The 21,417-nt window shown below is 70.5% G+C and carries 20 protein-coding genes; 7 read left to right on the forward strand and 13 right to left on the reverse strand.

The window, feature by feature from the left end:
* Nucleotides 1-39 precede the first annotated feature (39 nt).
* Nucleotides 40-519 carry a peptidylprolyl isomerase gene (locus MNO14_RS11315; RefSeq protein ID WP_241943841.1) on the reverse strand — a complete coding sequence of 160 codons (480 nt, stop codon included), beginning with the start codon at nt 517-519 and terminating at the stop codon, nt 40-42.
* A 181-nt stretch (nt 520-700) separates the two neighbouring features.
* Here MNO14_RS11315 and MNO14_RS11320 point away from each other — a divergent pair, with 181 nt between their 5' ends.
* Nucleotides 701-1,186, forward strand: coding sequence for a C40 family peptidase (locus MNO14_RS11320; RefSeq protein WP_241946327.1), 486 nt, complete (start codon nt 701-703; stop codon nt 1,184-1,186).
* A gap of 108 nt (nt 1,187-1,294) precedes the next feature.
* Nucleotides 1,295-1,951, forward strand: coding sequence for a C40 family peptidase (locus tag MNO14_RS11325; protein ID WP_241943842.1), 657 nt, complete (start codon nt 1,295-1,297; stop codon nt 1,949-1,951).
* A 284-nt stretch (nt 1,952-2,235) separates the two neighbouring features.
* Here the strand turns inward: MNO14_RS11325 and MNO14_RS11330 are convergent, their stop codons facing one another.
* Both MNO14_RS11330 and MNO14_RS11335 read right to left on the reverse strand, forming a co-directional pair.
* Nucleotides 2,236-3,141 carry a sensor domain-containing protein gene (locus tag MNO14_RS11330; RefSeq protein WP_241943843.1) on the reverse strand — a complete coding sequence of 302 codons (906 nt, stop codon included), beginning with the start codon at nt 3,139-3,141 and terminating at the stop codon, nt 2,236-2,238.
* Nucleotides 3,138-3,512, reverse strand: a complete 375-nt coding sequence (locus tag MNO14_RS11335; protein ID WP_241943844.1) for a PadR family transcriptional regulator — start codon at nt 3,510-3,512, stop codon at nt 3,138-3,140. Before MNO14_RS11335 ends, MNO14_RS11330 begins: the two co-directional genes overlap by 4 nt.
* 122 nt (nt 3,513-3,634) lie before the next feature.
* On the opposite strand from MNO14_RS11335, the gene MNO14_RS11340 reads away from it, so the two are divergent.
* From MNO14_RS11340 to MNO14_RS11355, 4 genes are all read left to right on the forward strand, one after another.
* Nucleotides 3,635-4,609 (forward strand): peptidylprolyl isomerase, encoded by a 975-nt coding sequence (locus tag MNO14_RS11340; protein ID WP_241943845.1) that lies wholly within the window; start codon nt 3,635-3,637, stop codon nt 4,607-4,609.
* Nucleotides 4,610-4,884: 275 nt separating this feature from the next.
* The gene (locus MNO14_RS11345) at nt 4,885-5,673 is read left to right on the forward strand and encodes a DeoR/GlpR family DNA-binding transcription regulator (RefSeq protein WP_241943846.1); all 789 of its coding nucleotides are present in this window, start codon (nt 4,885-4,887) and stop codon (nt 5,671-5,673) included.
* 44 nt (nt 5,674-5,717) lie between these two features.
* Nucleotides 5,718-6,854, forward strand: coding sequence for an MFS transporter (locus MNO14_RS11350; protein ID WP_241943847.1), 1,137 nt, complete (start codon nt 5,718-5,720; stop codon nt 6,852-6,854).
* A 112-nt stretch (nt 6,855-6,966) separates the two neighbouring features.
* The gene (locus MNO14_RS11355; RefSeq protein ID WP_241943848.1) at nt 6,967-7,263 is read left to right on the forward strand and encodes a hypothetical protein; all 297 of its coding nucleotides are present in this window, start codon (nt 6,967-6,969) and stop codon (nt 7,261-7,263) included.
* Between the two features lie 130 nt (nt 7,264-7,393).
* On the opposite strand, the gene MNO14_RS11360 is transcribed toward MNO14_RS11355, so the two are convergent.
* The 9 genes from MNO14_RS11360 to MNO14_RS11400 all read right to left on the reverse strand — a co-directional run bounded on the left by MNO14_RS11360 (nt 7,394) and on the right by MNO14_RS11400 (nt 18,671).
* On the reverse strand, nt 7,394-7,738 hold the full coding sequence (locus MNO14_RS11360) for a GFA family protein (protein ID WP_241943849.1): 345 nt from the start codon (nt 7,736-7,738) through the stop codon (nt 7,394-7,396).
* Between the two features lie 26 nt (nt 7,739-7,764).
* The gene (locus MNO14_RS11365; protein ID WP_241943850.1) at nt 7,765-9,576 is read right to left on the reverse strand and encodes a carboxypeptidase regulatory-like domain-containing protein; all 1,812 of its coding nucleotides are present in this window, start codon (nt 9,574-9,576) and stop codon (nt 7,765-7,767) included.
* A complete protein-coding gene (locus MNO14_RS11370) occupies nt 9,573-11,789 on the reverse strand; it encodes a DUF4175 domain-containing protein (RefSeq protein WP_241943851.1) in 2,217 nt (738 codons plus the stop codon). The genes MNO14_RS11365 and MNO14_RS11370 overlap by 4 nt, the downstream gene beginning before the upstream one ends.
* The gene (locus MNO14_RS11375) at nt 11,786-12,919 is read right to left on the reverse strand and encodes a BatA domain-containing protein (RefSeq protein ID WP_241943852.1); all 1,134 of its coding nucleotides are present in this window, start codon (nt 12,917-12,919) and stop codon (nt 11,786-11,788) included. The genes MNO14_RS11370 and MNO14_RS11375 overlap by 4 nt, the downstream gene beginning before the upstream one ends.
* Nucleotides 12,916-13,818, reverse strand: a complete 903-nt coding sequence (locus MNO14_RS11380) for a DUF58 domain-containing protein (protein WP_241946328.1) — start codon at nt 13,816-13,818, stop codon at nt 12,916-12,918. The genes MNO14_RS11375 and MNO14_RS11380 overlap by 4 nt, the downstream gene beginning before the upstream one ends.
* Before the next feature lie 34 nt (nt 13,819-13,852).
* Nucleotides 13,853-14,854: a MoxR family ATPase gene (locus MNO14_RS11385; RefSeq protein WP_241943853.1), complete on the reverse strand. Its 1,002-nt coding sequence runs from the start codon at nt 14,852-14,854 to the stop codon at nt 13,853-13,855.
* A 25-nt stretch (nt 14,855-14,879) separates the two neighbouring features.
* Entirely contained in the window at nt 14,880-15,551 is a 672-nt protein-coding gene (locus MNO14_RS11390; RefSeq protein WP_241946329.1) for a DUF4159 domain-containing protein, read from the reverse strand.
* Between the two features lie 138 nt (nt 15,552-15,689).
* Entirely contained in the window at nt 15,690-17,024 is a 1,335-nt protein-coding gene (locus tag MNO14_RS11395) for a TldD/PmbA family protein (protein WP_241943854.1), read from the reverse strand.
* A gap of 12 nt (nt 17,025-17,036) precedes the next feature.
* The gene (locus tag MNO14_RS11400) at nt 17,037-18,671 is read right to left on the reverse strand and encodes a TldD/PmbA family protein (RefSeq protein WP_241943855.1); all 1,635 of its coding nucleotides are present in this window, start codon (nt 18,669-18,671) and stop codon (nt 17,037-17,039) included.
* Nucleotides 18,672-18,951: 280 nt separating this feature from the next.
* On the opposite strand from MNO14_RS11400, the gene MNO14_RS11405 reads away from it, so the two are divergent.
* Complete coding sequence (locus MNO14_RS11405; RefSeq protein ID WP_241943856.1) at nt 18,952-19,509, forward strand: hypothetical protein; 558 nt, start codon at nt 18,952-18,954, stop codon at nt 19,507-19,509.
* 53 nt (nt 19,510-19,562) lie between these two features.
* Here the strand turns inward: MNO14_RS11405 and MNO14_RS11410 are convergent, their stop codons facing one another.
* On the reverse strand, nt 19,563-21,194 hold the full coding sequence (locus tag MNO14_RS11410) for a TldD/PmbA family protein (RefSeq protein WP_241943857.1): 1,632 nt from the start codon (nt 21,192-21,194) through the stop codon (nt 19,563-19,565).
* Nucleotides 21,195-21,417 lie beyond the last annotated feature (223 nt).

Here is a 21,417-nt window from a genome sequence, read left to right on the forward strand (position 1 = left end):
GCCGCGCGACGCCTCCCCGCGTCGCGCACCGTCTGCGGATCAGTGGTGGTGGCCGCCGTCGCCGTGGACGTGGCCGTGCTCGATTTCCTCGGGCGAAGCCTCACGGACGTCGACGATCTCGATATCGAACGCCAGATCCTTGCCGGCCATCGGATGGTTCAGGTCGACGTCGACCACGCTCATGCCGACCTTCTCGATTGTCACCGCGCGCGGCCCGAAGCTGGTGTTGAGCACCACCTGCTGGCCGACGCTGAGCTTCTGCTCGCCGAAGTGCTTCTTGGGCACGCGCTGGGTCATGCCCTCGCGGCGCTCGCCGTAGGCCTCGTCAGCAGTGACCTCGGCCTTGAAGCTCTCGCCGGCCTCGCGCCCTTCCATCGCCTTTTCAAGGCCCGGAATGATGTTGCCGTGGCCGAACAGGATCGCCAGCGGATCGCGATCGCGCGACGTCTCCACCGGCGCCTGGCCAGCCTCCGCGACGCTGTAGTGGAAACGGACGACGCGGTCTTTCTCGATCTTCATTGAGGATCCCTGATGGGGCGGCCGCAAGGCCGCTTGAGGACGGTGGCGCACATGCGGCACGATGCCGGGATTGGCAGGTGGAATGACGTACATGCAGGTAAGTCCGCATTATCCCGACTCCGACGCGTTCGCGCCAACCGCCCGACGCCGGGGAGTTGACGTGCTGGCGACGACGCTCGCATTGCTCGCGCTGGCCGGCTGCGGCGGGCGCGACGTCCGCCCGAGCGCACCGGCCGCCTCGACGCCTGCTCCGCAGCGCACCTGGAACGCGGTATCGCCGACCGACCCGGCGGCGGCCAATGCGGTGCTGATGCGCGCGATCAGCCTGGTCGGCACGCCTTATCGATATGGCGGCAACACGCCCGAGGGCGGCTTCGATTGCAGCGGCCTGGTGAACTACGTGTTCCGCGACATGCTCGACGTGCGGCTGCCGCGGTCATCGCGCGAGCTCTATGCCTACCAGGGACCGAAGATCGACGCCGAGCGCCTGGCACCCGGCGACCTGGTGTTCTTCGGCAGCGGCGGGAGCGTCTCCCACGTCGGCATCTACGTTGGCGAGGGGCGCTTCGTGCACGCGCCGAGCACCGGCGGCACCGTGCGTCTGGACCATCTGGACGGCAGCTACTGGCGTCGCAACTACACGGGCTCACGACGCGTTCTTCACTGAATCGTGAGCACAAACAGGCACTTGCGCGCATTCAGTAACTTTTGCTTAACAACTCCTTCGCGCAAAGCCGGTAGCTTCCCCCGCTGGTCCGGAAGATGTGAAGCACTCGTGACGACGACAGACGCGTCCTTGAATGGCGCTGGCGCCTCCCGCAGCCTCCTTCGCAACACCTCCGCCGCGCTGCTGCTTGCGCTGGCGACCGCCCCGGCATTCGCAGGCCCTGGCCTGGCCGCCGACTCAGCGGATCAGTTCGATCAGACCACGTCAGTCGCAAAGGCGATCGTCACACCCGCCGCCCAGTTGCAGCAGCCACAGATGCTCCTGGCCAGCGACATCAACCAACTCATCGCGATGGAAGTCGACAAGCCGGTGCAGGTCGCCGACGGACGGGTCGAATCCCTGCTCAAGCGCGCACTCACCCTGCTCGGCACGCCCTACCGCTGGGGTGGTTCCAGTCCCGACAGCGGTTTCGACTGCAGCGGCCTGGTCGGCTACGTCTTCCGCACCGCCCTGGGCATCGAACTGCCGCGCGTGTCGCGCGAAATGGCCCAGAACGGCGAACGCATCGATCGCACCTCGCTGACTGCCGGCGACTTGGTCTTCTTCGGCCGCCGCGGCAACCGCATCGACCACGTCGGCATCTACCTGGGCGAAGGCCGCTTCGTCCACGCCCCGCGCAGCGGCAAGGACGTCATGGTCTCCGACCTCGACTCCGGCTACTGGGCCACCCGCTTCCAGGTCGCCCGCCGCGTCTCCGGCGTCTGAGTCACCCGAACCCGAAAACCGGGGTCAGAGTCGCTTTTCCTCCCAGCCACCCGGCTGCGGCGAATCGGAAAAGTCACTCTGACCCCGGTTTTTTGTGGGTGCATCACTGGGCTGAGTCGTTTCTCGTGCAGGCCTGCCCGCAGATGCGCATCCCCCATCGCGAACGAGTGGCCGCGGCTCCCGCAGTCATAAACCAGGGTCAGAGTCGAATTTAGAGCCATCGACCGGCGCGACCTGCCCCGGTGCCGGCGAAAAATGGACTCGGACCCCGGTTTTGGGGTGGCTCAGTATTGGGCGGTACGCACCAGCAACTGCTTGGCGATCGCGCCATGCAGATGGCCGATACCGCGGCACAGGTGCAGGGTGCCGAACAGCAGCAGCACGCCGATGGCCGACAACAGCGGCAGCAGGAACGGGGCCTGTCTCGGCACGTCGATGCCCCCGATCCAGACGTTCAGATTCAAACCGGGCAGCAGCGATAGCGGGGCGGCGATCAGCGGCAAGGACGCGCTGATCAAGGTCACCACCAGCGTGAAGTAGACGATGCCCAGCGGCAGCATCAGCAGCATGTACAACAGCGTGCTCCAGGTCCGCGCGTCAGTGAACATGTCGGCGATGCGGCCGGCCCAGCTGCGGCCGCGGGCCGCGTACAGCGGCCGGCGCGGCATGCGTTCGCCAAGCATGACCTCGACCAGCCGGCCCTCCACCAGCGACAGCACCCGCACCGAGCCCAGGAACAGGATCAGCAGCGGAATGCCGACCAGCACAATGACCAGGCTGCCTGAGATCGACAGGCCCAGCAGTACCCACAGGAAGTAGAAGATGCCGGTCGCCAACGACAACAGCATGTAGAACAGCGACGACCACGTCCGCGGATCGGCGGCGACCCCGAAGAAGCGACCGGCCAGCGAGCTGCGCGGCGCCGGCGCCGGCGGCCGCAGCGCGGTCTGCACCTTGACCTCGGTGTCGCGGTAGATGTCGGCCACCTCGTCGGGCGCGCCGTAGCTCGAGGCGACCGCGGCGATCACCTCGGCCTCGCTGCGGCCCGGATGCTCGGCCAGTTCCGAGCGCAGGTACTCCTCGGCGTCGTACAGCGCGTCCTGCACCAGCGCCGGGTCGGCGCCGGCCAGCGCGCGGCGTAGATGGTCCAGGTACTCGGGGATGCTTTGCGGCAGACCTTGGGTGTTCATTCGATCATCCCCTCCAGGACGGCGTCGACGGAATCGCGGGTGGCGCGCCAGGCGGCGGCCCAATGGCGCAGGGTCGTCCGCCCTGCCTCGGTGATGCGGTAGTAGCGACGCGGCGGCCCGGCATCCGAGGGCGCGACGTGGCTGTCGAGCAGCCCCGCGGCGCCGAGATTGCGCAGCACCGGATACAGCGCGCTCTGCTTGCCGGCAAGCACGCCGTCGAGCCGTTCAAGCCGCTTGGCGATCTGGTAGCCGTACATCGGCTCGGCACTGCCGGCCAGGACCGCCAGCAGCGCGAGCGAGACCGTGCCTGCGCTCAGTTCCTTCTGGAACTTGCGCAGGCCCGCGTCGTCCGCGTCGTCGCTGCCGGTCAATGCCTGCCTCCAAGTGCTCGAGCAGGACTCTATTGCGAACTTCGCTATAGCGAATGTGCCGCTAGTCATGCGACGCGCCAGGTCGGCCACAATCGGGGGCTCGACTCCACTGGACTTCGCCCATGCGCCTGCCCCCGTCCCGATTGCGCCGTCCCGTCGCCGCCTGCGCTGCTGCGCTCGCACTGCTGATCGCCGGCTGCGCCAGCACGCCAGCACCCGGCGTCGCAGACACACGCGCGGCCGACCCGCGCTCGACCCAGGATCTGCTCGACGCCTCGACGCCCGCGGACTGGCGCACCCCCGACCCGCAGGACACGCTGTATCTCGACCTGGAGACCGGTCGAGTGATCATCGAACTGGCGCCCGACTTCGCGCCCGCGCACGTGGCCAACCTGCGCACGCTGGCACGCGAGGGCTTCTGGGACGGCCTGACGCTCTACCGCGCGCAGGACAACTTCGTCGTGCAGTTCGGCGACATCGTCGAGGACGGTGCCCCGGGCAAGCCGATCGGCAGCGCACGCGCGCACCTGCCGGCGGAGTTCGACCGCCCGGCCGCGGGGGTGGCCTTCCACGCCCTGCCCGACCGCGACGGCTGGGCGGCGCAGACCGGATTCGCCGCCGGCTTCCCGGCCGCGCGCGACGCCGACGCGCAGGCCGGCCGCGGTGGGCGCGCCTGGCTCGCGCACTGCTACGGCACGCTCGGCGCCGGCCGCGACACCGCGCCCGACTCGAGCAACGGCACCGAGCTCTATGTCGTCACCGGCCAGTCACCGCGCCAGCTCGACCGCAACATCACCGTCGTCGGCCGCGTGCTGCAAGGCATGGAACTGCTGAGCGTGCTGCCGCGCGGCACCGGTCCGCTGGGGTTCTACACCGACCCGGCGCAGCGCACGCCCATCCGTGCGGTGCGCCTGGCCTCGGAATTGCCGCCCGCGCAGCGCACACCGCTTGAGGTGTTGCGCACTGACACGCCCCTGTTTGATGCGGTGGTCGAATCGCGCCGCAACCGCCGCGACGCCTGGTACCTGCATCCGGCCGGGCATATCGACCTGTGCAACATCACGGTGCCAGTCCGCACGCCCGTAGCACAGCGCTGAGCCACGACACGCCGACCACGCTCCCTGCTGCGCGGATCACCCACGCCGCCTGCACGCCGAGTCCGCGCATACGAATGCACGATCTTGCACGTTATTATCCATTGATCCAAACTTTGCACCTCACGCAGAACGGGGTGCCTGATGTCGCAGCGCAGGATGTGGGACGGACGAAGGTCTTCCCGGGCGGCGACAATGCGCCGCGCCGCGAGCTGGGGACGTGACGCGAGCGTCGCCGTCGTGTGCACACGCGCCCTCGCCCCCTGCGGTCGCATGCGATGACCACGTCCGGCGACGCGCTGCCACAGGAGCGCCAGCAGACGATCCTGCGCCGGCTCGCGGCCGAGGGGCGGGTCGTGGCGATTGATCTGGCGACCGAGTTCGGCGTGTCGGAAGATTCAATCCGCCGCGACCTGCGCGAACTCGCCGCGCGGGGCCTGTGCCGACGCGTCTACGGCGGTGCGCTGCCGCCGACGCCTGACTTCCCGCCGCTGCCCCGCCGGCATCACGAACACGCGGCGGGCAAGCGCGCGCTCGCGATCGCCGCCGTGGCGGCCGCGCGCATTCGACCCGGCCAGATGCTGCTGCTCGACGCCGGGTCCACGAACAGCGCGATCGCAGCCGCATTACCCGAGCGCCAGGCGCTGACCGTCGCGACCAATGCCCCCGACATCGCCCAGGCGCTGATGGCCCGCGACGGCTTCGAGGTTCTGCTGATCGGCGGTCGGATCGATCCGCGCAGCGGCGCGGCGCTCGGCGCGCAGGCGATGGCGCAGCTGCGCGACCTGCGCGCCGACCTGTGCTTCCCTGGCGCCTGCGCGATTGATGCCGACCACGGCCTGTGGAGCGTCGACGGTGAGCAGGCCCGCTTCAAGCGCCTGATGATCGAGTCCAGCGGCGAGGCCATCGTGGTGGCGACCAACGCCAAACTCGGCACCCAGGCCGCGCACCGTGTCGCGGCACTCGAAGCGATCGCAACGCTGGTCGTCGAACACGATGCATCGCCCGCGCAACAAGCGCGCTTCGGCGCACGCGGCATCACGGTGCATGTCGCCGCGCCCCCTTGAGCGCCACCGGCCTCCCCCTTCCCTCGTCCCCTACGTCGTTCGCCATGTCCGTCCCGACCTCTTCTCCCCGCGCGCAGCAGTATGCGACGCGCGCCGCGTTCTTCATTCCTGGGTTTGCCATTGCCGCCTGGGCGCCGATCGTGCCCTTCGCCAAGGCCCGGACCGGCCTTGATGAGGCCTCGCTCGGGCTGGTGCTGCTGTGCCTGGGCACCGGTTCGCTGCTGGCAATGCCGGCCGCCGGTGCGCTCGCCGCGCGGCAGGGCTGCAAGCGCGTCATGGTGGCCGCGCTGCTGTTGATCTGCATCACGCTGCCGACGCTCACGCTGGCCGGGACGCCATGGCTGCTGGCGGCTGCGCTGGCAGCATTCGGTGCCGGCATCGGCGCGATGGACTGCGCGATGAATCTGCAGGCGGTGGCGGTCGAACGCGACGCCGCACGCCCGATGATGTCGGGCTTTCATGCGTTCTACAGCATCGGCGGTTTTGTCGGCGCCGCCGGCACGACCGCATTGCTGAGCGCGGGCCTGGCGCCGTGGCTGGCGACGGGTCTGGTCGCGTTGATCGTGTTGGCGCTGTATGCGCCGTCGGCCCGGCACTGGCGCAGCGAACGGGTGGCGCGCGACACCGCCGCGTTCGCGTGGCCGCGCGGCGTGGTCGCCTTCATCGGTGTGCTGTGTTTCGTCGCGTTCCTGGTCGAGGGGTCCATGCTCGACTGGAGCGCGGTGTTCCTGCACGAAGTCCGCGGCGTGCAGGCCGCACGCGCCGGGCTCGGCTTCGTCGTGTTCTCGCTGGCGATGACGATCGCACGACTGCTCGGCGACGGGCTCGTCCGCCGCCTGGGCGACCGGCGCGCGGTCGTGCTCAGTGCACTGTGCGCGTGCGTGGGTCTGGGCATCGCCACGCTGGTACCCAGCGGGGCGATCGCGCTGGCCGGCTACGCGCTGGTGGGCGTGGGCTGCGCCAATGTCGTGCCGGTGATGTTCTCGATGGCCGGACGGCAGACGACCATGCCCGAGGCGCAGGCGATCCCGGCGATCAGCACGCTCGGCTATGCCGGCGTGCTCGCAGGTCCGGCGTTGATCGGGTTCGCCGCGCAGGCGACCGGACTGGTCGTCGCGTTCCTCGGCGTCGCCGCAGCGATGGCCGGTGTCGCGCTGTCGATGCGCTGGCTGCGCGTCTGAACCGCGCAGCCGGGCCGCGCAACGCGATCGTGGCGGACTCGTCACGCAGGCTTGCCCCCGCTTCTCCCAGCCTCACGCTTGTCCGCCCAATCGAAGACGAAGAGGAACCGCCATGTCCATGCTCCGCATCCGCCTCACCGGCAGCGACGACACCGCCCGCACGGTGATCAATCTCCTGCAGAGCATCGATGGCATCGAGCATGTCGAGGAGATCGACGACCTGATGCCGCACATGGACGACGCCGATTCCAGCTCCGCAGGCCTGAGCGACGTCAACGGCCCGCAGATGCACGAAATCGAGGTCGAGGCCGGCAATCCCGCGACCGCACGCAAGGTGCGCGAGGCGGTCGAGGCGCTGGCGTTCGACCTCGATGCCCTGGTGGAATTCGAGGAAGAAGAGGAAGGCTGAGTCGACGCGGCGTTCTGCGCACGCGTCATCTCCGCCTCGCGCTGAGGTGACGCGACACCCCACAGCAAACACCCTCAGTTCGGCAGGTGTGATGTCCGTAGCGCCGCAGTCGTACGGCGGCACCGTGCGATCAGAATCGAGCGCCGTCGATCTGCACGATCTTCAACGATGCGAGGTCCAGGCCGTCAATGCAGCGTACGTTGACGCACGCCATCGGCACGCCATTCGGCTTGGTACCGCGGCTGTACGGCGCGATGCCGCACACGGTGCAGAAATGATGGTCGATCCGGTGGGTGTTGAAGCCATACGTGCCCGCAGTGCCGGTGCCGGTCTCGCGCAAGGCCTCGGCCGGCGCGAACGCCAGCAAGCCGCCACGCCGGCGGCACATCGAGCAGTTGCAGTCGTAGACCTCAGCGATCTCGCCATCCAGCTCGAATGTCAGGCTGCCGCAATGGCAGCGTCCGCGATAGGTCATCGTCGTCTCTCCCTGGGAGGCACAGATTAGCGAGGTTGGGGCGACGCCAACACCCCTGCACGCCCCAGGCGCGCACGGCCGAGCGCCCACAGCGCGGTCGTTGCCAGCAGCCAGGCCAGCGCCCAGGGCCAGCTCGAACCGGGGGCCGCGGCCTGCGATGCGCGGCCGCCGGAGCGCTCGCGCACCAACGCCTGTGTCCTGGCGCGTTGCTGCGCGGCCGAAAGAGCCGGGGCGTCTTCGCTGGCGCGCACCTGCAGCGGCCAGCGCCGATCGGCATCGACGATCCGGTACCAGCCGGCAACGCGTGGCCACAGGCCGGCGCAATCGCGCGCCGCCGGATCGCGCAGCAGCGGGATCGCGCGCCCGTCCGGGGCGATCGCCTGCGCGTCGGGCCCGAGCCCGCACAGCGCGACGCGCTCGCCGACCCAAGCCGCCCCCTCGACCGTCGCCGTGTCCCGGTCGCCGGCACGGGCCAGCGTGCCCGCCCAACTACTCCACAATGCCGCGTGCAGGTCGGCGCGGCCGGCCAGCGGCAGGCGCCAACTGTCGGCCAGCGTGACCAGACCGATGCGGCCACGGCCCCAGGCCTGCCAGCGCATCATGTCCTGCGGGCTGGCCGCACTCGCCGGCAGCCCTCCCGCCAACGGACGATAGGTCAGCGCCGGCGGTGCCTCGCCCGCCAGCAGCGGATCGAACGGCGCATCGACGCTGCCAGGCCCGGCCCACGCGCGCAGCCGCGCCGCCTCGCTCGGGCCCGGGTCGGGGCGCCACGTGCGCACCGGCCCCGCTTCGATCGCAAGACCGGTGCCGCGCAGCCACTCGCGCAACGCCCTCGACGGTGGCTGCGGTGCATGCACCAGCACGCCGAGACCATTCGCCACCGCGCTGCGCAGCGCGGCGCGCGTGCCTGCGCTCAAGCCGTCGAATGCGCGCGCCTCGAGCAGTACCAGATCCTGCTCGGCCAAGCCGGCCGCATCGAGCGCGGGCGCGTCGCCGACACCGGTGCCGCCGCCCAGGGCCACCCGCCAACGCAGGCGCAGGCCCGTGTCCTCGGCCCAGCGGCGCAGCGCGCGCAGGTCCGGGTTCGGCGCACCGGCGAGCAGCAGCACGCGCACCGGAGAGGTCTCTTCAACGATCACCGGCACCTCGACCCGGGACAGCTCGGCGTCGTCGGCATCGCGCACGCGCACGCTGAACAGCGCAGCGCCGACACCGCGCGCGGTGCCGGCCAAGCGGAAACCACCCGCCTCGTCCAGCGCGGACGTATCGACGATGCGGCCGGCCGGATCGAACAATGCAGCCTGCGCGCCTTCGCGCCCGGCGACCCGGCCACGCACCTCGAAGCGCGCGCCCGGCGCGACGTCGCGCAGCGTCTCGAGCGCGACGATGCCGTCCGGCAGTGCCGCCGGCACGAACGCCAGCGCACGATCGCCGACCGCGTCACGGTCGCGCGCCGTCAGACCAGCGCCGACGATCGCCAGCGCCTGCACATCGGGGTGACGCCGCAGTGCGGTTGCCAGATCGGGCATCCGCAGTGCCCCGAGCGGCCCGTCGCCGGCCTCGGGCAATGCGACCACGCGCGGCGTGCCCGGCACTGGCAAGCCCTGCCATCCGGCGGTCAGTACGACCAAGGTGTCGCGTGCGACCGGCACCGGCGGCGGCTGCAACGTGCGCGCCAGCAGTCCGGCGGAGACCATGGTCAACACTGCGAGCACACACGTCCGCCATGCCGCGGGCCGGGCCTCGCGCGGCGCGCGCAGGTGCGCGATCGCCAGCCGCAGGATCGACAACGCGGCGGCGGCGCACAACAGCGGGAGCAACCAGCGCTCGGGCGTCATCGCGCACCCTCCTGCAGCGCATCGAGATAGCGCGCGCCCATCGCGTCGATCGCGGCGCGGCGCGGCGGCGCCGGCAGCGGACGCTGCAACACCTGCCACAACTGCGCGCGCAGGGCCTGCCGGCATGCGGTGCAGGCTGGATCGCGCTGCAGCGCGTCGATCGCGGCCAGCAACGCAAGCGGATCGTCGAGCGCGCGCGGCTGCGTTTGCGCCCAGGCGACGAGCGCGGCCGGGTCGAAGGCCTCGTCCCAGGCCAGCGCCTGCCAGGCCGCCATCGGGGCGTCGAGTTCGACCGCCGCCGGGCCCGGCACCGCACGCGGCGCGATGCCATCGCGATCGCCGCCCAGACGCCGGGCGAAATCGACCGGCGGCAGCGCTGTGCCCACCCGTGCCAGATAGATGCGGTCGGCCTGCTGGACCTCCTTGATCAGCACCAGTGCGCGGTTCGCCGGCGCCAGCGCTTCGCGCGGCGCGGCCTGGCGCAGGTGCAGCTCGGACTGCCACATCTCGCGCAACGCGCTGCGCAGCAGTTCGCGCGTCTTCGGGTCGAGCAACGTTGCCGCCTCCGGCAAGTCGTGGGTGTGGCCGAAGGCCTCGAGTACGTCGTCGGCACGGCCGAACGTCGTCCCGTCAGCGGGCCTGTGGTCATGATCGTGGTCGTGGTCGTCGTGCGCGTCGTCGTGCGCAGGCGCCGCCTGTGTCGCGGGCGCGGCAGCGGACGGATCGTCTTGACCAAAATCGTCGATCGGCAGGGGCTTGCGCGGCGGCGGGGGCGGCGTGTCGTCGGCGTCGGCGGTCGGCGGCGGCCGCGCATGGCCTTCCGACTCCTCGCCCAGGAACTGTCCATAGCGCAGGCGCAGCAAGCGCTGATCGACGCCCAGCGTGTCGGAGCGCGTCTCGAACGTCTCGCGCGTGAGCCGCGGCTGCTCGGCAATCAGCGCTTCGGCATCGAGAATGATCTGGCGCTGGCTGCGGAAGTACGCCGGTAACACGTCGCGCGCCAGGCCTTCGAGCCCATCGGCATCGGGTGGCGTCGGCGGCGGCCAACGCAGGATCAGACTGGCGCTGCGGGCCTGTTGCGGTGTGGGCACGCGGGTGTCGCGGACCTCGAGCTGAGCCACCAGGTCGCCGCCCTCCTCCAGGCCCAGCGCGGCGGGGTCGAGCGTCGCCACGAACGTGCGCGCCCGTGCGTCACCGGTGCCGTGCAAAGTGCGGGTGTGGTCCTCGAACGTCACCGCCTCGCCACTGCCGCGGGTCACGGTGATGCGCAGGCGCGCGTCCGCCGCGACGCCGAAGTCGTCGGTCGCCTCGAACGCCAGCGCCCAGGCACGTTGGCCGCGCGTGTACGTCGACAGCGTGGTCTCGGGCGCGCGCACGCGCACCTCCGGCGGACGGTCGGGCAGCGCCTCGAGCCGCCAGGGCTGCGCACGCGCGATGACACCGTCGGTGTCGCCATCGACCGCGATGCGGTACAGCCACGACTGCTCGAGCCGCAGCGTCGCCGTCCAGTCCTCGCCCTGACGGACGAACGCCAGCGCGCGGCCGTCGTGCAACTGCAGGGCCACGCGCTGCGGCTGCGGCGAAAAGCGCAGCGTCCAGTGCAACGTCGCCCCGATCGTCGCCTGCGCGTCGAGTTCGGCCTGCGTGCGCGGTGCCAGACCGGTGTAGGCCGGCGACTCGATCCGCAGCGTTTGCGCGCGCAGCACCGGCGCGCCCGGTGACCCGGTCCGTGTGGGCACGCGGTCGATCGCGCGAGGCGGCGCGGCCGTTGGCCAGGCCAGGGTAGCCACCGTCAGCGCTACGCCCACCGACCACGCCAAGAGCAGCGCGCGCCACGGCCAGGGCGCCGGTGCCGGTGTCCACGGCCGCGCGGCGAGTCGGCCTTCCAGCCGCGCACGTTGCAGCTGCGCCAAGGGCGCGAGCGCGGCGGGTTCGGCGAATAGCAATGCGGCGCTGTCCTCCATATCGCGACGATCGGCATCGAGCCGGCGCACGAGCCAACGCAGGCCGGCACGGCGGATCCGGCGTGTGGCGATGACCGCGGCGAGCGCGACGCCCAGCAACGCTGCCACGACCGCCGCCGCGCCCCCGGCCATCCGCCAGGCGAGCGCTGCCAGACCAATCGCCACCGGGACGGCCACCAGCACGATGCCCAGGGCCGTGCGCCGACGTGTCGCGGCGCGCACGCGCAGCAGCGCAGACACGACGCTCATGCGGCCATGTTCCGACGCGCGGCGGCGGCCAGCCAGCGCTCGAGCGCGAATGCCAGCGCGACCAGCAGCGCCCACCACGGCCTGAGGTCGCGCGGCACCGGCGGATAGGCCGTCAGCCCGCTGGCGGGAGTCAGGTCCGCGGCGGCGATGCGTGCCGGCGCCGGCCCGGGCTGCAGACGATCGCGCAGTCGTGCAGGGAAACCGGGATCGAGCAGTTCCTGGTCACGCGCCGGGTCGAACGTGCCACGCCAGCGCACACAGGTTGCCGCGCCGCAGGCCGCACGCTCGAAACCCACGTCATCGACGCTGGCGTGCCAGTCCGTGCCCTCGGGCAGCAACGCCGCCGGGCCCAGCAACAGCGTGCGGCCAGCCGCAGCCTCGAGCAATGCGGGCGGCGGCGCGCTGGCGCTCCACCATGCGAGCGCGGCCTGCGCGCGCGGCGTCGCATCGGCGGTCGGGCGTTGCAGTGCATCGGCATCGTCGGGACGCCAGGCGTGTGCGACCGCGGCCAGCACGCGCAGTGTCGGGTCGTCATCGGCGATGCCGAACACATCGAGCTGCGGCCACCCCGCGCCGGGGGGCGCGCCCGGCGCGGACGCCTCCGGCACGACCTGCCAGTCCACGGCGCGCGACAAGGTCACGCGCCCGCCATCGGCGCCGTCGATGGTCTCGGGCACGACCACCGTCAGTGCGGTGCCGGCAGGCAGCGTCGCGTCCAATTCCCGCAGCAGGCTGGCGACTGGCACCGGGCCCGTCGGTGCGACGGTGTCGCGCGCCTGCGGAAAGCCCGGCGCCAGCCAACGCACCGGCGCGTCGGGATCGGTTGGCGGCATCGCGTCGGCCGCCACGCCCGGCACGACCACCGTCCATCGCGCCGGGGCCGCGCCGCCATGCAGCACCGGCCACGCCAGCCACAGTGCGAGCAATGCGAGCAGCAGCAGACGGGCCAGCAGCAAGGGCCAGTCGTCGAAGCGCAGCCGTCGGCGCGGCTTCGGCCGCTCGCGCAGCCAGCGCAATGCCGCGAACGGCGTGGGCCGCGTGGCGTCGCGGCGCGCCAGGTGCAACAGCAGCGGCAGCAACAGCGCCGCCAGCGCAGCGAGCGCGGCCGGTGCGAGCAGGCCGAGGCTCATCGTGGCCGATCGCCGAACAGCGCGCGCAGCACACCCTCGGGCGGCGCATCGGCGACATGTGTCGCGAACGCGATGCCCGCGCCGGCCAGTCGAGCCGCGAGCGCGCGCTGCGCCGCACCGAAGCGTACGAGGTAATCGGCGCGCAGCGCCGGCCCGTCTCCGAGCAGCGCCTCGCCGGTTTCGGGATCGACGAAGCGGCGGCCATCGCAGAACGGGAAATCGCGTTCGTCGGCGGTCAGCACCTGCAGCGCGACGACCTCGCGCCCGGCCCGCGCCAGCTGCAGCAGCGCGTCGACCGCGCCCGCGTCGAACCAGTCGCCGATCGCGACGACCAGGTCGCCGCGCGCGATGCGGCCCCAAACGGGTGCCAGCGTCGCCGGATCGGGCCAGCCACCGGCGGGCGCGGCGCGCGCCAGCGCGTGGCGCAAGCGGTCGCGCTGCCGCGGCCCGATGCCCGGTGCGACCAGCGCGACGCCGGCGCCACCACAGGTCGCCAGACCGCAGGCATCGCCCTGGCGGTGCGCGATCTCCACCACGCAGGCCGCCAGCAAACGTGCGACCTCCAGACGCGTACGCTGCGGCGCGGCGTCGTCGGCCTGGGCCATCGACGCGGTGGTGTCGAGCAGCACCCAGGCCCGGACCGGGCTCTCGCGCTCGGCCTCGCGCACGAAGAAGCGATCGCTGCGTGCGTAGAGCTTCCAATCGATCTGCCGCGGCTCATCACCCGGCTCGTAGGCGCGGTACTGCGCGAACTCCAGGCCCGCGCCGCGATTGCGGCTGGCGTGCTGGCCCAGGCCGTCACGCCCCCGCGCCTGGCGCGGGCGCAGCCGCAATGCCGCCAGACAGGCCCGCAACGCAGGCGTCAGCCTATCGCCGGGCGGCGGGCCGTCCGGCGACATCGGCGTTGCCGGGTTCGCGGCCGCCACGCTGCGCTCAGCGGTCCGGTGCCGGCAGCGCGCGCAGCAGGCCGGCGACCACCGCATCGGCGTCGATCTGTCCGGCCTCCGCCGCGAACGACAGCACCAGCCGGTGACGCAGCACCGGCGCGATCAATGCCGTGACATCCTCGCGCGTCGCTGCAAGCCGGCCCTGCAGCAACGCGCGCGCCTTGGCCGCGAGCACCAGCGACTGTCCGGCGCGCGGCCCGGCGCCCCAGCGCACGTACTCGCGCACGATTTCGGGGACGCCCTCGCCCGGCCGGGTCGCGCGCACCAGCGCGGCGATCCAGGCCAGCAGGTCGTCGCCCAGGTGCACCTGGCGCACCAATGCCTGCAGTGTCAGCACCGCAGCGGCGTCCATGACCCGCGGCACTTCGGCCTCCGCCGCCCCCGTCGTGCGCGCGAGGATCGCCTGCTCCTCGTCGGCATCCGGATAGCCCAGCGCGACATGCAGCAGGAAGCGGTCGAGTTGCGCCTCGGGCAAGGGATAGGTGCCGGCCTGCTCGATCGGATTCTGCGTCGCCAGCACGAAGAACGGCTGCGGCAGCGCCCGGGTCACGCCGGCATGGCTGACGGTGCGCTCGGCCATCGCTTCGAGCAGCGCCGCCTGGGTCTTGGGCGGCGTGCGATTGAGCTCGTCGGCCAGCAGCAACTGGGTGAACACCGGCCCTTCCTGGAAACGGAAATGCCGCCGCCCGGTGCCGTGATCCTCCTCGAGCAGTTCGGTGCCCAGCAGGTCACTGGGCATCAGGTCGGGCGTGAACTGCACACGCCGGAAGTCGAGGTCGAGCGCCTGGCCGAGTGTGCGTACCAGCAGCGTCTTGCCCAGCCCCGGCACGCCTTCGAGCAGCACGTGCCCGCCGGCGAGCAGCGCCACCAGCAGCTGCTCGACGACCTCGGCCTGGCCGACGACGGCGCGCGCGATCGCATCGCGCAGTGCATCGAGCTGCGCCAGACGCGTCCGCAGGTCGGCTTCGGTGGGGGTGGTGGCGTTCATGCGGCGGGTCCTGCGAAAGCGGAAGTCATGCGGTCAGTGCGTACATCACGATATTGACCGCGAACTTGGTGTTGTCCTGCGCCAGGAAGCGCTTGTTGCGCCAGTCGTAGTCCCATTCGCAGCCGTAATCCTTGTTGCTGTAGAGCACCGCCAGCCGGCCATCGATCTCGATGCCCTTGAGGTAGTCGTGCACCAGGTCGTCGCCCCAACCGTTGAGCTCGAAGCCGGTCGCCGGGGGACCGTCGGGAAAGCGGAAGAAGCTGTGGTAGAGCGCATGCGAATTCGGCAGTTTGCGCATCGCCGACGCGCCGAAGATCGCGGCCATCTGCGTCTCGAACGACTTGGCGAACAGACCGTCGATGTCGTGGTTGCAGTCGTCGACGAACACGAAGCCACCGCCGCGCACATAGCGCTCGAAGTTGCGCCGCTCGGCCGGACTGAACTCGACCAGGCGATGCCCGGCGAGATAGCAGAACGGCGCGGCGAGCATCTTCGGGTCCGACAGCGCGACCACATGCTCGGTCGGATCGACGCGCAGATCGGTGTAGTCGATCAGCGAGGTGATCACATTCGACGGCATCCGCGCATCGACATCCCAGTCGCCCGACTCGTAGCGCAGCCGGGTGAACCAGAAATCGTAACGCGCCGATTGCGCCGGCACCGGCGGCAAGGCCAGCCCGGCCGCCGCCCCCAGCATCCACTGCAGCGCGCGGCGCCGATTCATCGCACCGATCCGCGTGTCCCGACCCGGGCAGCCAGGGATGAGGCCTGTGACCTGCCCCGCCCGGGCGACGAGCGCCGCCCGGACATCGTCATCACCCGCGATGCGAACGCCTCAGACCGCATCCGACAGCGAGGTGAAAGTGAAATCGCGCAGCCGCATCGGCGGCAGCATCATCACCATCGACGACTCGTCGCCGCCAACGCGCACCGGCCGGCCGAGCTCGTCGATGTTGTTGAGCATGATCACCGGCGATTCGTTGAAGCGGAAGTTCTTCAGCGGGTACTTGATCTCGCCGTTCTCGATATAGAACGTGCCATCGCGGGTCAACCCGGTCAGCAGCACGGTCTGCGGATCGACCATGCGGATGTACCAGGTGCGGGTGACCAGGATGCCGCGATCGGTGCCGGCGATCAGGTCGGCAGTCGACTTGTCGCCGCCCGACATCAGCAGGTTGCCCGGCCGGCCGACCGCGCGCTTGCCCTGCTGCTGTGCCCAGAAGCGCGAGTAGTCGAGGTTGGCGACCTTGCCGTTCTCGATGATCGCCATCTTCTCGCGCGGCAGACCGTCGTTGTCCCACGGCAGCACCGGTGCCTCCGGGTGCCAGGGGTCGGCGACGATGTTGACGCGTGGGTCGTAGACCTGTTCGCCGAGCTTGTTGCCGCCACCACGCTTGGACAGGAAGCTGCGCCCCTCGTCGGCGGTACGCGCATCGAAGTAGCGCATCATGAACGAGATCAGCCCGGCGGCCGCGGCCGGCTCCAGAATCACGGTGTACTTGCCCGGCTCGAGCGCCTGGGCCTGGGCCGACTCGCTGGCCTTGCGCATCGCCACGCGCACATCGCGGCCGGCGTCGAACGCGCTGGCGTCCTTGAGGTTGCGCCCGACCCAGCCCGAGCCACGGCCGTCCTCGGTGCGCACGGTGCAGGTGTAGTTGAAGTTGGTCGCCTGCTGGTAACCGAAGTTGCCGTTGCTGTTGGCGAAGGCGACGAAGCTGCGGCCGTCGTCGAGGAAGCCGGCGGCCACCAGTTGCTCGGCCCGGCACGGGGCGATCGAATCGGCCGCGACCTGCGCGCGGAACTCGGGGGTGATCGCCGCGGTGGATTCGCTGAACGTCGGGCTGGCGCGGTAGTCCTGCTTGCCGATCGCCGGCAGGAACTCGGGGTTTTCCGGCGCCAGCCGGGCGAGGTCTTCGGCGCGCTTGACCACGTTGCGCAGCGAGGCATCGTCGAAGGCATTGATGCTGGCCGTGCCCACGCGCTTGCCGAAGGCGACCTGCACGCTGAGTTCGGCATTGCTGACGATGCCGCTGGTGGACACGTTGTTGAGCGCGAAGCGGATGTTGCCGTCGATCGAGCCCGACAGGGTGGCGGTGCACTCGTCGGCGGTGGACAGCGCGACGGTCTTCTCGAGCAGTTCGCGAGCCTGGGCTTCGGTGAAGATGGTCATGGTCGGGACTCCTTAGCCGAGCGAACGCGCGGTGTTGATGACGTTGATGCCGTTGAAACGTGCGGTCGCCGAGCCGTGCGAGACCGCCGAGACCTGGCCGGGCTGGCCCTTGCCGTCGAAGAACGAACCGCCGAGGCGGTAGTCGCGTTCGTCGCAGACCGCGACGCAGGCGTTCCAGAACTCCGGCGTGCGGATCTGGTAAGCCACGTCCTCGATCATGCCGGCGATCTTGCCGTTGCGGATCTCGTAGAACAGCTGACCGCCGAACTGGGCGTTATAGCGCTGCTGGTCGATCGAGAACGAGCCGTCGCCGACGATGTAGATGCCGTTCTCCACATCGCCGATCATCTGCTCCACGCTCAGCGGCGTGCGGCCGGCGGCCAGCGAGACGTTGGGCATGCGCTGGAACTGCACGCTGGACCAGGCGTCGGCATAGCTGCAGCCGTCGGACTCGGTCTTGCCCAGGATGTGCGCCTGGTCGCGCGTGGCCTGGTAGTCGACCAGCTTGCCGGCGTCGATCAGGTTCCAGCGCTTGGTCGCCACACCTTCGTCGTCGAACGCCACTGCGCCCAGGCTCCCGGGCTGGGTCTTGTCGGCGAACACGGTCACCTGGTCGCTGCCGTACTGGAAGCGCTGCTCGCGCTTGTCGAGCGTGGCGAAGCTGGTGCCGGCGTAGTTGGCCTCGTAGCCGAGCACGCGGTCGAGTTCAAGCGGATGGCCGATCGACTCGTGGATGGTCAGCCAGGTGTGCGAGGGGTCGAGCACCAGGTCGTAGCGACCGGGCTTGACCGATGGCGCGCGCAGCTTCTCCTGCGCCTGGCGCGCCGCGGCGATCGCGTCCTCGCGCATGTCGTAGGAGGTGCTGTAGTTGACCACGCCGTTGGGCGAGACGACCTTGCCCGCGGACGCGCCATCGAGGTACTCGAAGCCCATGCCCATCGGCGCCGACAGACCATCGCGGGTGCGGAACTTGCCGCTGGCCTTGTCGATCGCGGTCACCGTCATCGGCGCCCAGATCCGGTGCACGTCCTGGTCGATGTAGGACCCGTCGGTGCTGGCGAAGTACTTCTGCTCGTTGACCAGGAACAGCGTGGAGTTCACGAAGCTGGCACCGGCTGACAGCGCCGCGGCATTGACGCCCAGCAGCAGGTCCACCTTGTCCTTGACCGGTACCTCCATGCCGTTGCGCGCGATCGGCGTGCGCCAGGCGACCTCGCCCACGCCCTTGACCGGCGCCAGTTGCACCGGCGCGGTCTGCACCTTGGCGTTGGCCTGCGCGATCGCGACCGCCTGGCGCGCGGCCTCGGCCACGCCCTGCTCGGTCAGCGAGTTGGTCGCGGCGAAGCCCCAGGCGCCGCCGGCGACGACACGCACGCCCACGCCGGTCGATTCGGTGCTGACCACGTTCTGGACCTTGTCCTCGCGGGTCATCACGAACTGGCGCAGATACCGGCCTACGCGTACGTCGCAGTAGCTCGCGCCCGCGGCGGTCGCCGCATTGAGGCCGGCATCGGCCAGTCGCTTCTTGAAGCCCACATCGAGCGCGGACAGCAGTTGCTCGGCAGCAATGACCTTGCCGAAGACGGCGGGCAGCAACAGGCCACCCGCGCCGACACCAGCGAGGGCGAGGAAATCGCGTCTATGCACAGCAGGTCTCCCGAGAAGCGAAGGTCCGCAGCGAGCGCGGACGTGGCGATGAGATGGCGACGCGTCCCCTACGCGCCATCCGGATTGATGACATGCCGCGCGCGCCTCGTCCAGTGACGAATGGCACAGGCCTGCCACCTGAGTCGGATCCTGCGCGCTGCCGACTCGGCGATCACGCCGGCCGACCCCGGCATACGACCGATGCCCTTGGCGTGGCGCCGCGGCGACCCTGCACCTTCCGCATCCGCGACCGGCTGCATCCACATCAGGAGATACTGCAATGCCATTGACCCCAACCCAGGCGAGCGAGGCCGTCGCCGCCCTGCTCGACGCGAGCGCCGAGCTGTTCTACGGCGGCGACCGGCCAACCGTGTTCGGCGAAGCGATGGTGCCGATCGTGATCGAAGTGCCGGGCACCCAGCCCAATGGCAACCTGGCGCCGGCGACCGGCGGCTACGGCATCGAGGCCAGCCAGGGCCTGCTGGGCCTGGACGACGAGGTCGCGATCAAGTTCGCACTCGCCCACGAAGCGGGACACGGCATGAGCGAACGGATCCTCGCCGACATCGGCCTGCACGGCATCAGCGGACCGGCCACCGAAGTCATCGCCGATCTCGCCTCCGCTTATCTGCTGACCCGGGTCGGGCACGGCTGGCCGGAGGTTCTGGCCAGCGTGCGGGCCTGGCCACAGAACGGTATCTTCGACGAAGACGCCAGCGGCAATCACCCGTCCGGTGCCGACCGCGTCCGCCATGTCGAGACCCTTGCGCACGCGATGGCGCAGCAGCCACCGCCGTCGTTCGGCGAGACCGCGCTCGCGATCTGCCAGTCGCTGTAGCGGCCCGGCGTCGGGACGATGCCACCGCGCTTCGCCCCGACGCGCGCTCGCTGCTACAGCGAGCGTGCGGTGTTGATCACGTTGATGCCGTCGAAGCGCGTGGTCGCCGCGCCGTGCGAGACCGCCGAGACCTGGCCGGGCTGGCCCTTGCCGTCGAAGAACGAACCGCCGAGGCGATAGTCGCGTTCGTCGCAGATCGCGCTGCAGGCGTTCCAGAATTCCGGCGTGCGGATCTGGTAGGCCGCGTCCTCGACCATGCCGGCGATCTCGCCATTGCGGATCTCGTAGTACAGCTGTCCACCGAACTGGGCGTTGTAGCGCTGCTGGTCGATCGAGTACGAACCGCGCCCGTGGATGTAGAGGCCACGCTCGACGCCGGCGATCATCTCGCGCACCGTCAGCGGCGACCGGCCCGGCGACAGCGAGACGTTGGGCATGCGCTGGAATTGCACGCTCGACCAGGCGTCGGCGTAGCTGCAGCCATCGGATTCGGTCTTGCCCAGCAGATGCGCCTGATCGCGCGTGGCCTGGTAGTCGACCAGGATGCCGTCCTTGACCAGGTCCCATTGCTTGCAGCGCACGCCTTCGTCGTCGTAGCCGACCGCGCCCAGGCTGCCGGGCTGGGTCTTGTCGGCGACGAAGTTCACGATCTCGCTGCCCCAGCGGTAACCGGCGTCGCGCTTGTCGAGTGTGGCGAAGCTGGTGCCGGCGTAGTTGGCCTCGTAGCCGAGCACGCGGTCGAGCTCGAGCGGGTGGCCGACGTTCTCGTGGATGGTCAGAAACAGGTTCGACGGATCGAGCACGAGGTCGTAACGGCCGGGCTGGACCGAGGGCGCGCGCAACTTCTCGCGGGCCTGCCGGGCGGCGGCGACCGCGTCCTCGCGCATGTCGTAGGCGCGGTCGTAGGCGACCACGCCGCCAGGCAGTTCGAAACGCTGCGCGGGGTCCGGCGTGAGGTACTCGTAGCCCAGCCCCATCGGCGCCGACAGACCATCGCGGGTGCGGAACTTGCCGCTGGCCTTGTCGATCGCGGTGACCGTGAACGGCGCCCAGATCCGGTGCACGTCCTGGTCGATGTACGAGCCGTCGGTGCTGGCGAAGTACTTCTGCTCGTTGACCAGGAACAGCCGCGAGCCGACGAAATCGGCGCCGGCGGCGATCGCGGCGGCATTGACGTCGAGCAGCAGCGCGACCTTGTCCTCGACCGGCACCGCCATACCGTTGCGCGCAATCGGCGTGCGCCAGGCGACCTCGCCCACGCCCGCGACCGGCGCCAGTTGCACCGGCGTCGCCTGGATGCGCGCGTTGGCTTTCGCGATCGCCACCGCCTGACGCGCGGCCGCAGCGACGCTGTCGGGATCGAGCGCATTGGTCGCCGCGAATCCCCAGGCGCCATCGGCGAGCACACGGATGCCCACGCCGGTGGATTCTTCGTTGACGACGTTCTCCACCCGCGCCTCGCGGGTCATCACGTACTGGCGCAGATAGCGGCCGATGCGCACATCGCAGTAGCCGGCGCCACCATCGCGCGCGGCCTGCAGGGCAACATCGGCGAGCCGTCTCTTGACGGCGGGGTCGAGCGCGGTGGTCAGTTCCTCGGCCGCGATCACCCGGCCGATCCCGCCCGGCAAGAACAGGCTGCCCAGCCCGATCCCCCCCAGGGCCATGAAGTCGCGACGCCGCATTGCACTCTCCCCGCGGCGATGGCCGCACAACCCCCGATTCTTCTGCGCTCAGCGCCAATGCGTCAAATCCAAACCACAACCGGGGTCAGAGTGCATTTTTGCTCGAAGGCACGCACGCATCATGCGACATGCGAAAAATGCACTTTGACCCCGGTTTGGGGCGCTGGGTCGAGCCGACACGATCGGCACATGCGGCGCGGTGGCGGCGCCTCTATGCTTGCGC

The organism is Luteimonas sp. S4-F44 (assembly GCF_022637415.1).
GTDB lineage: Bacteria > Pseudomonadota > Gammaproteobacteria > Xanthomonadales > Xanthomonadaceae > Luteimonas.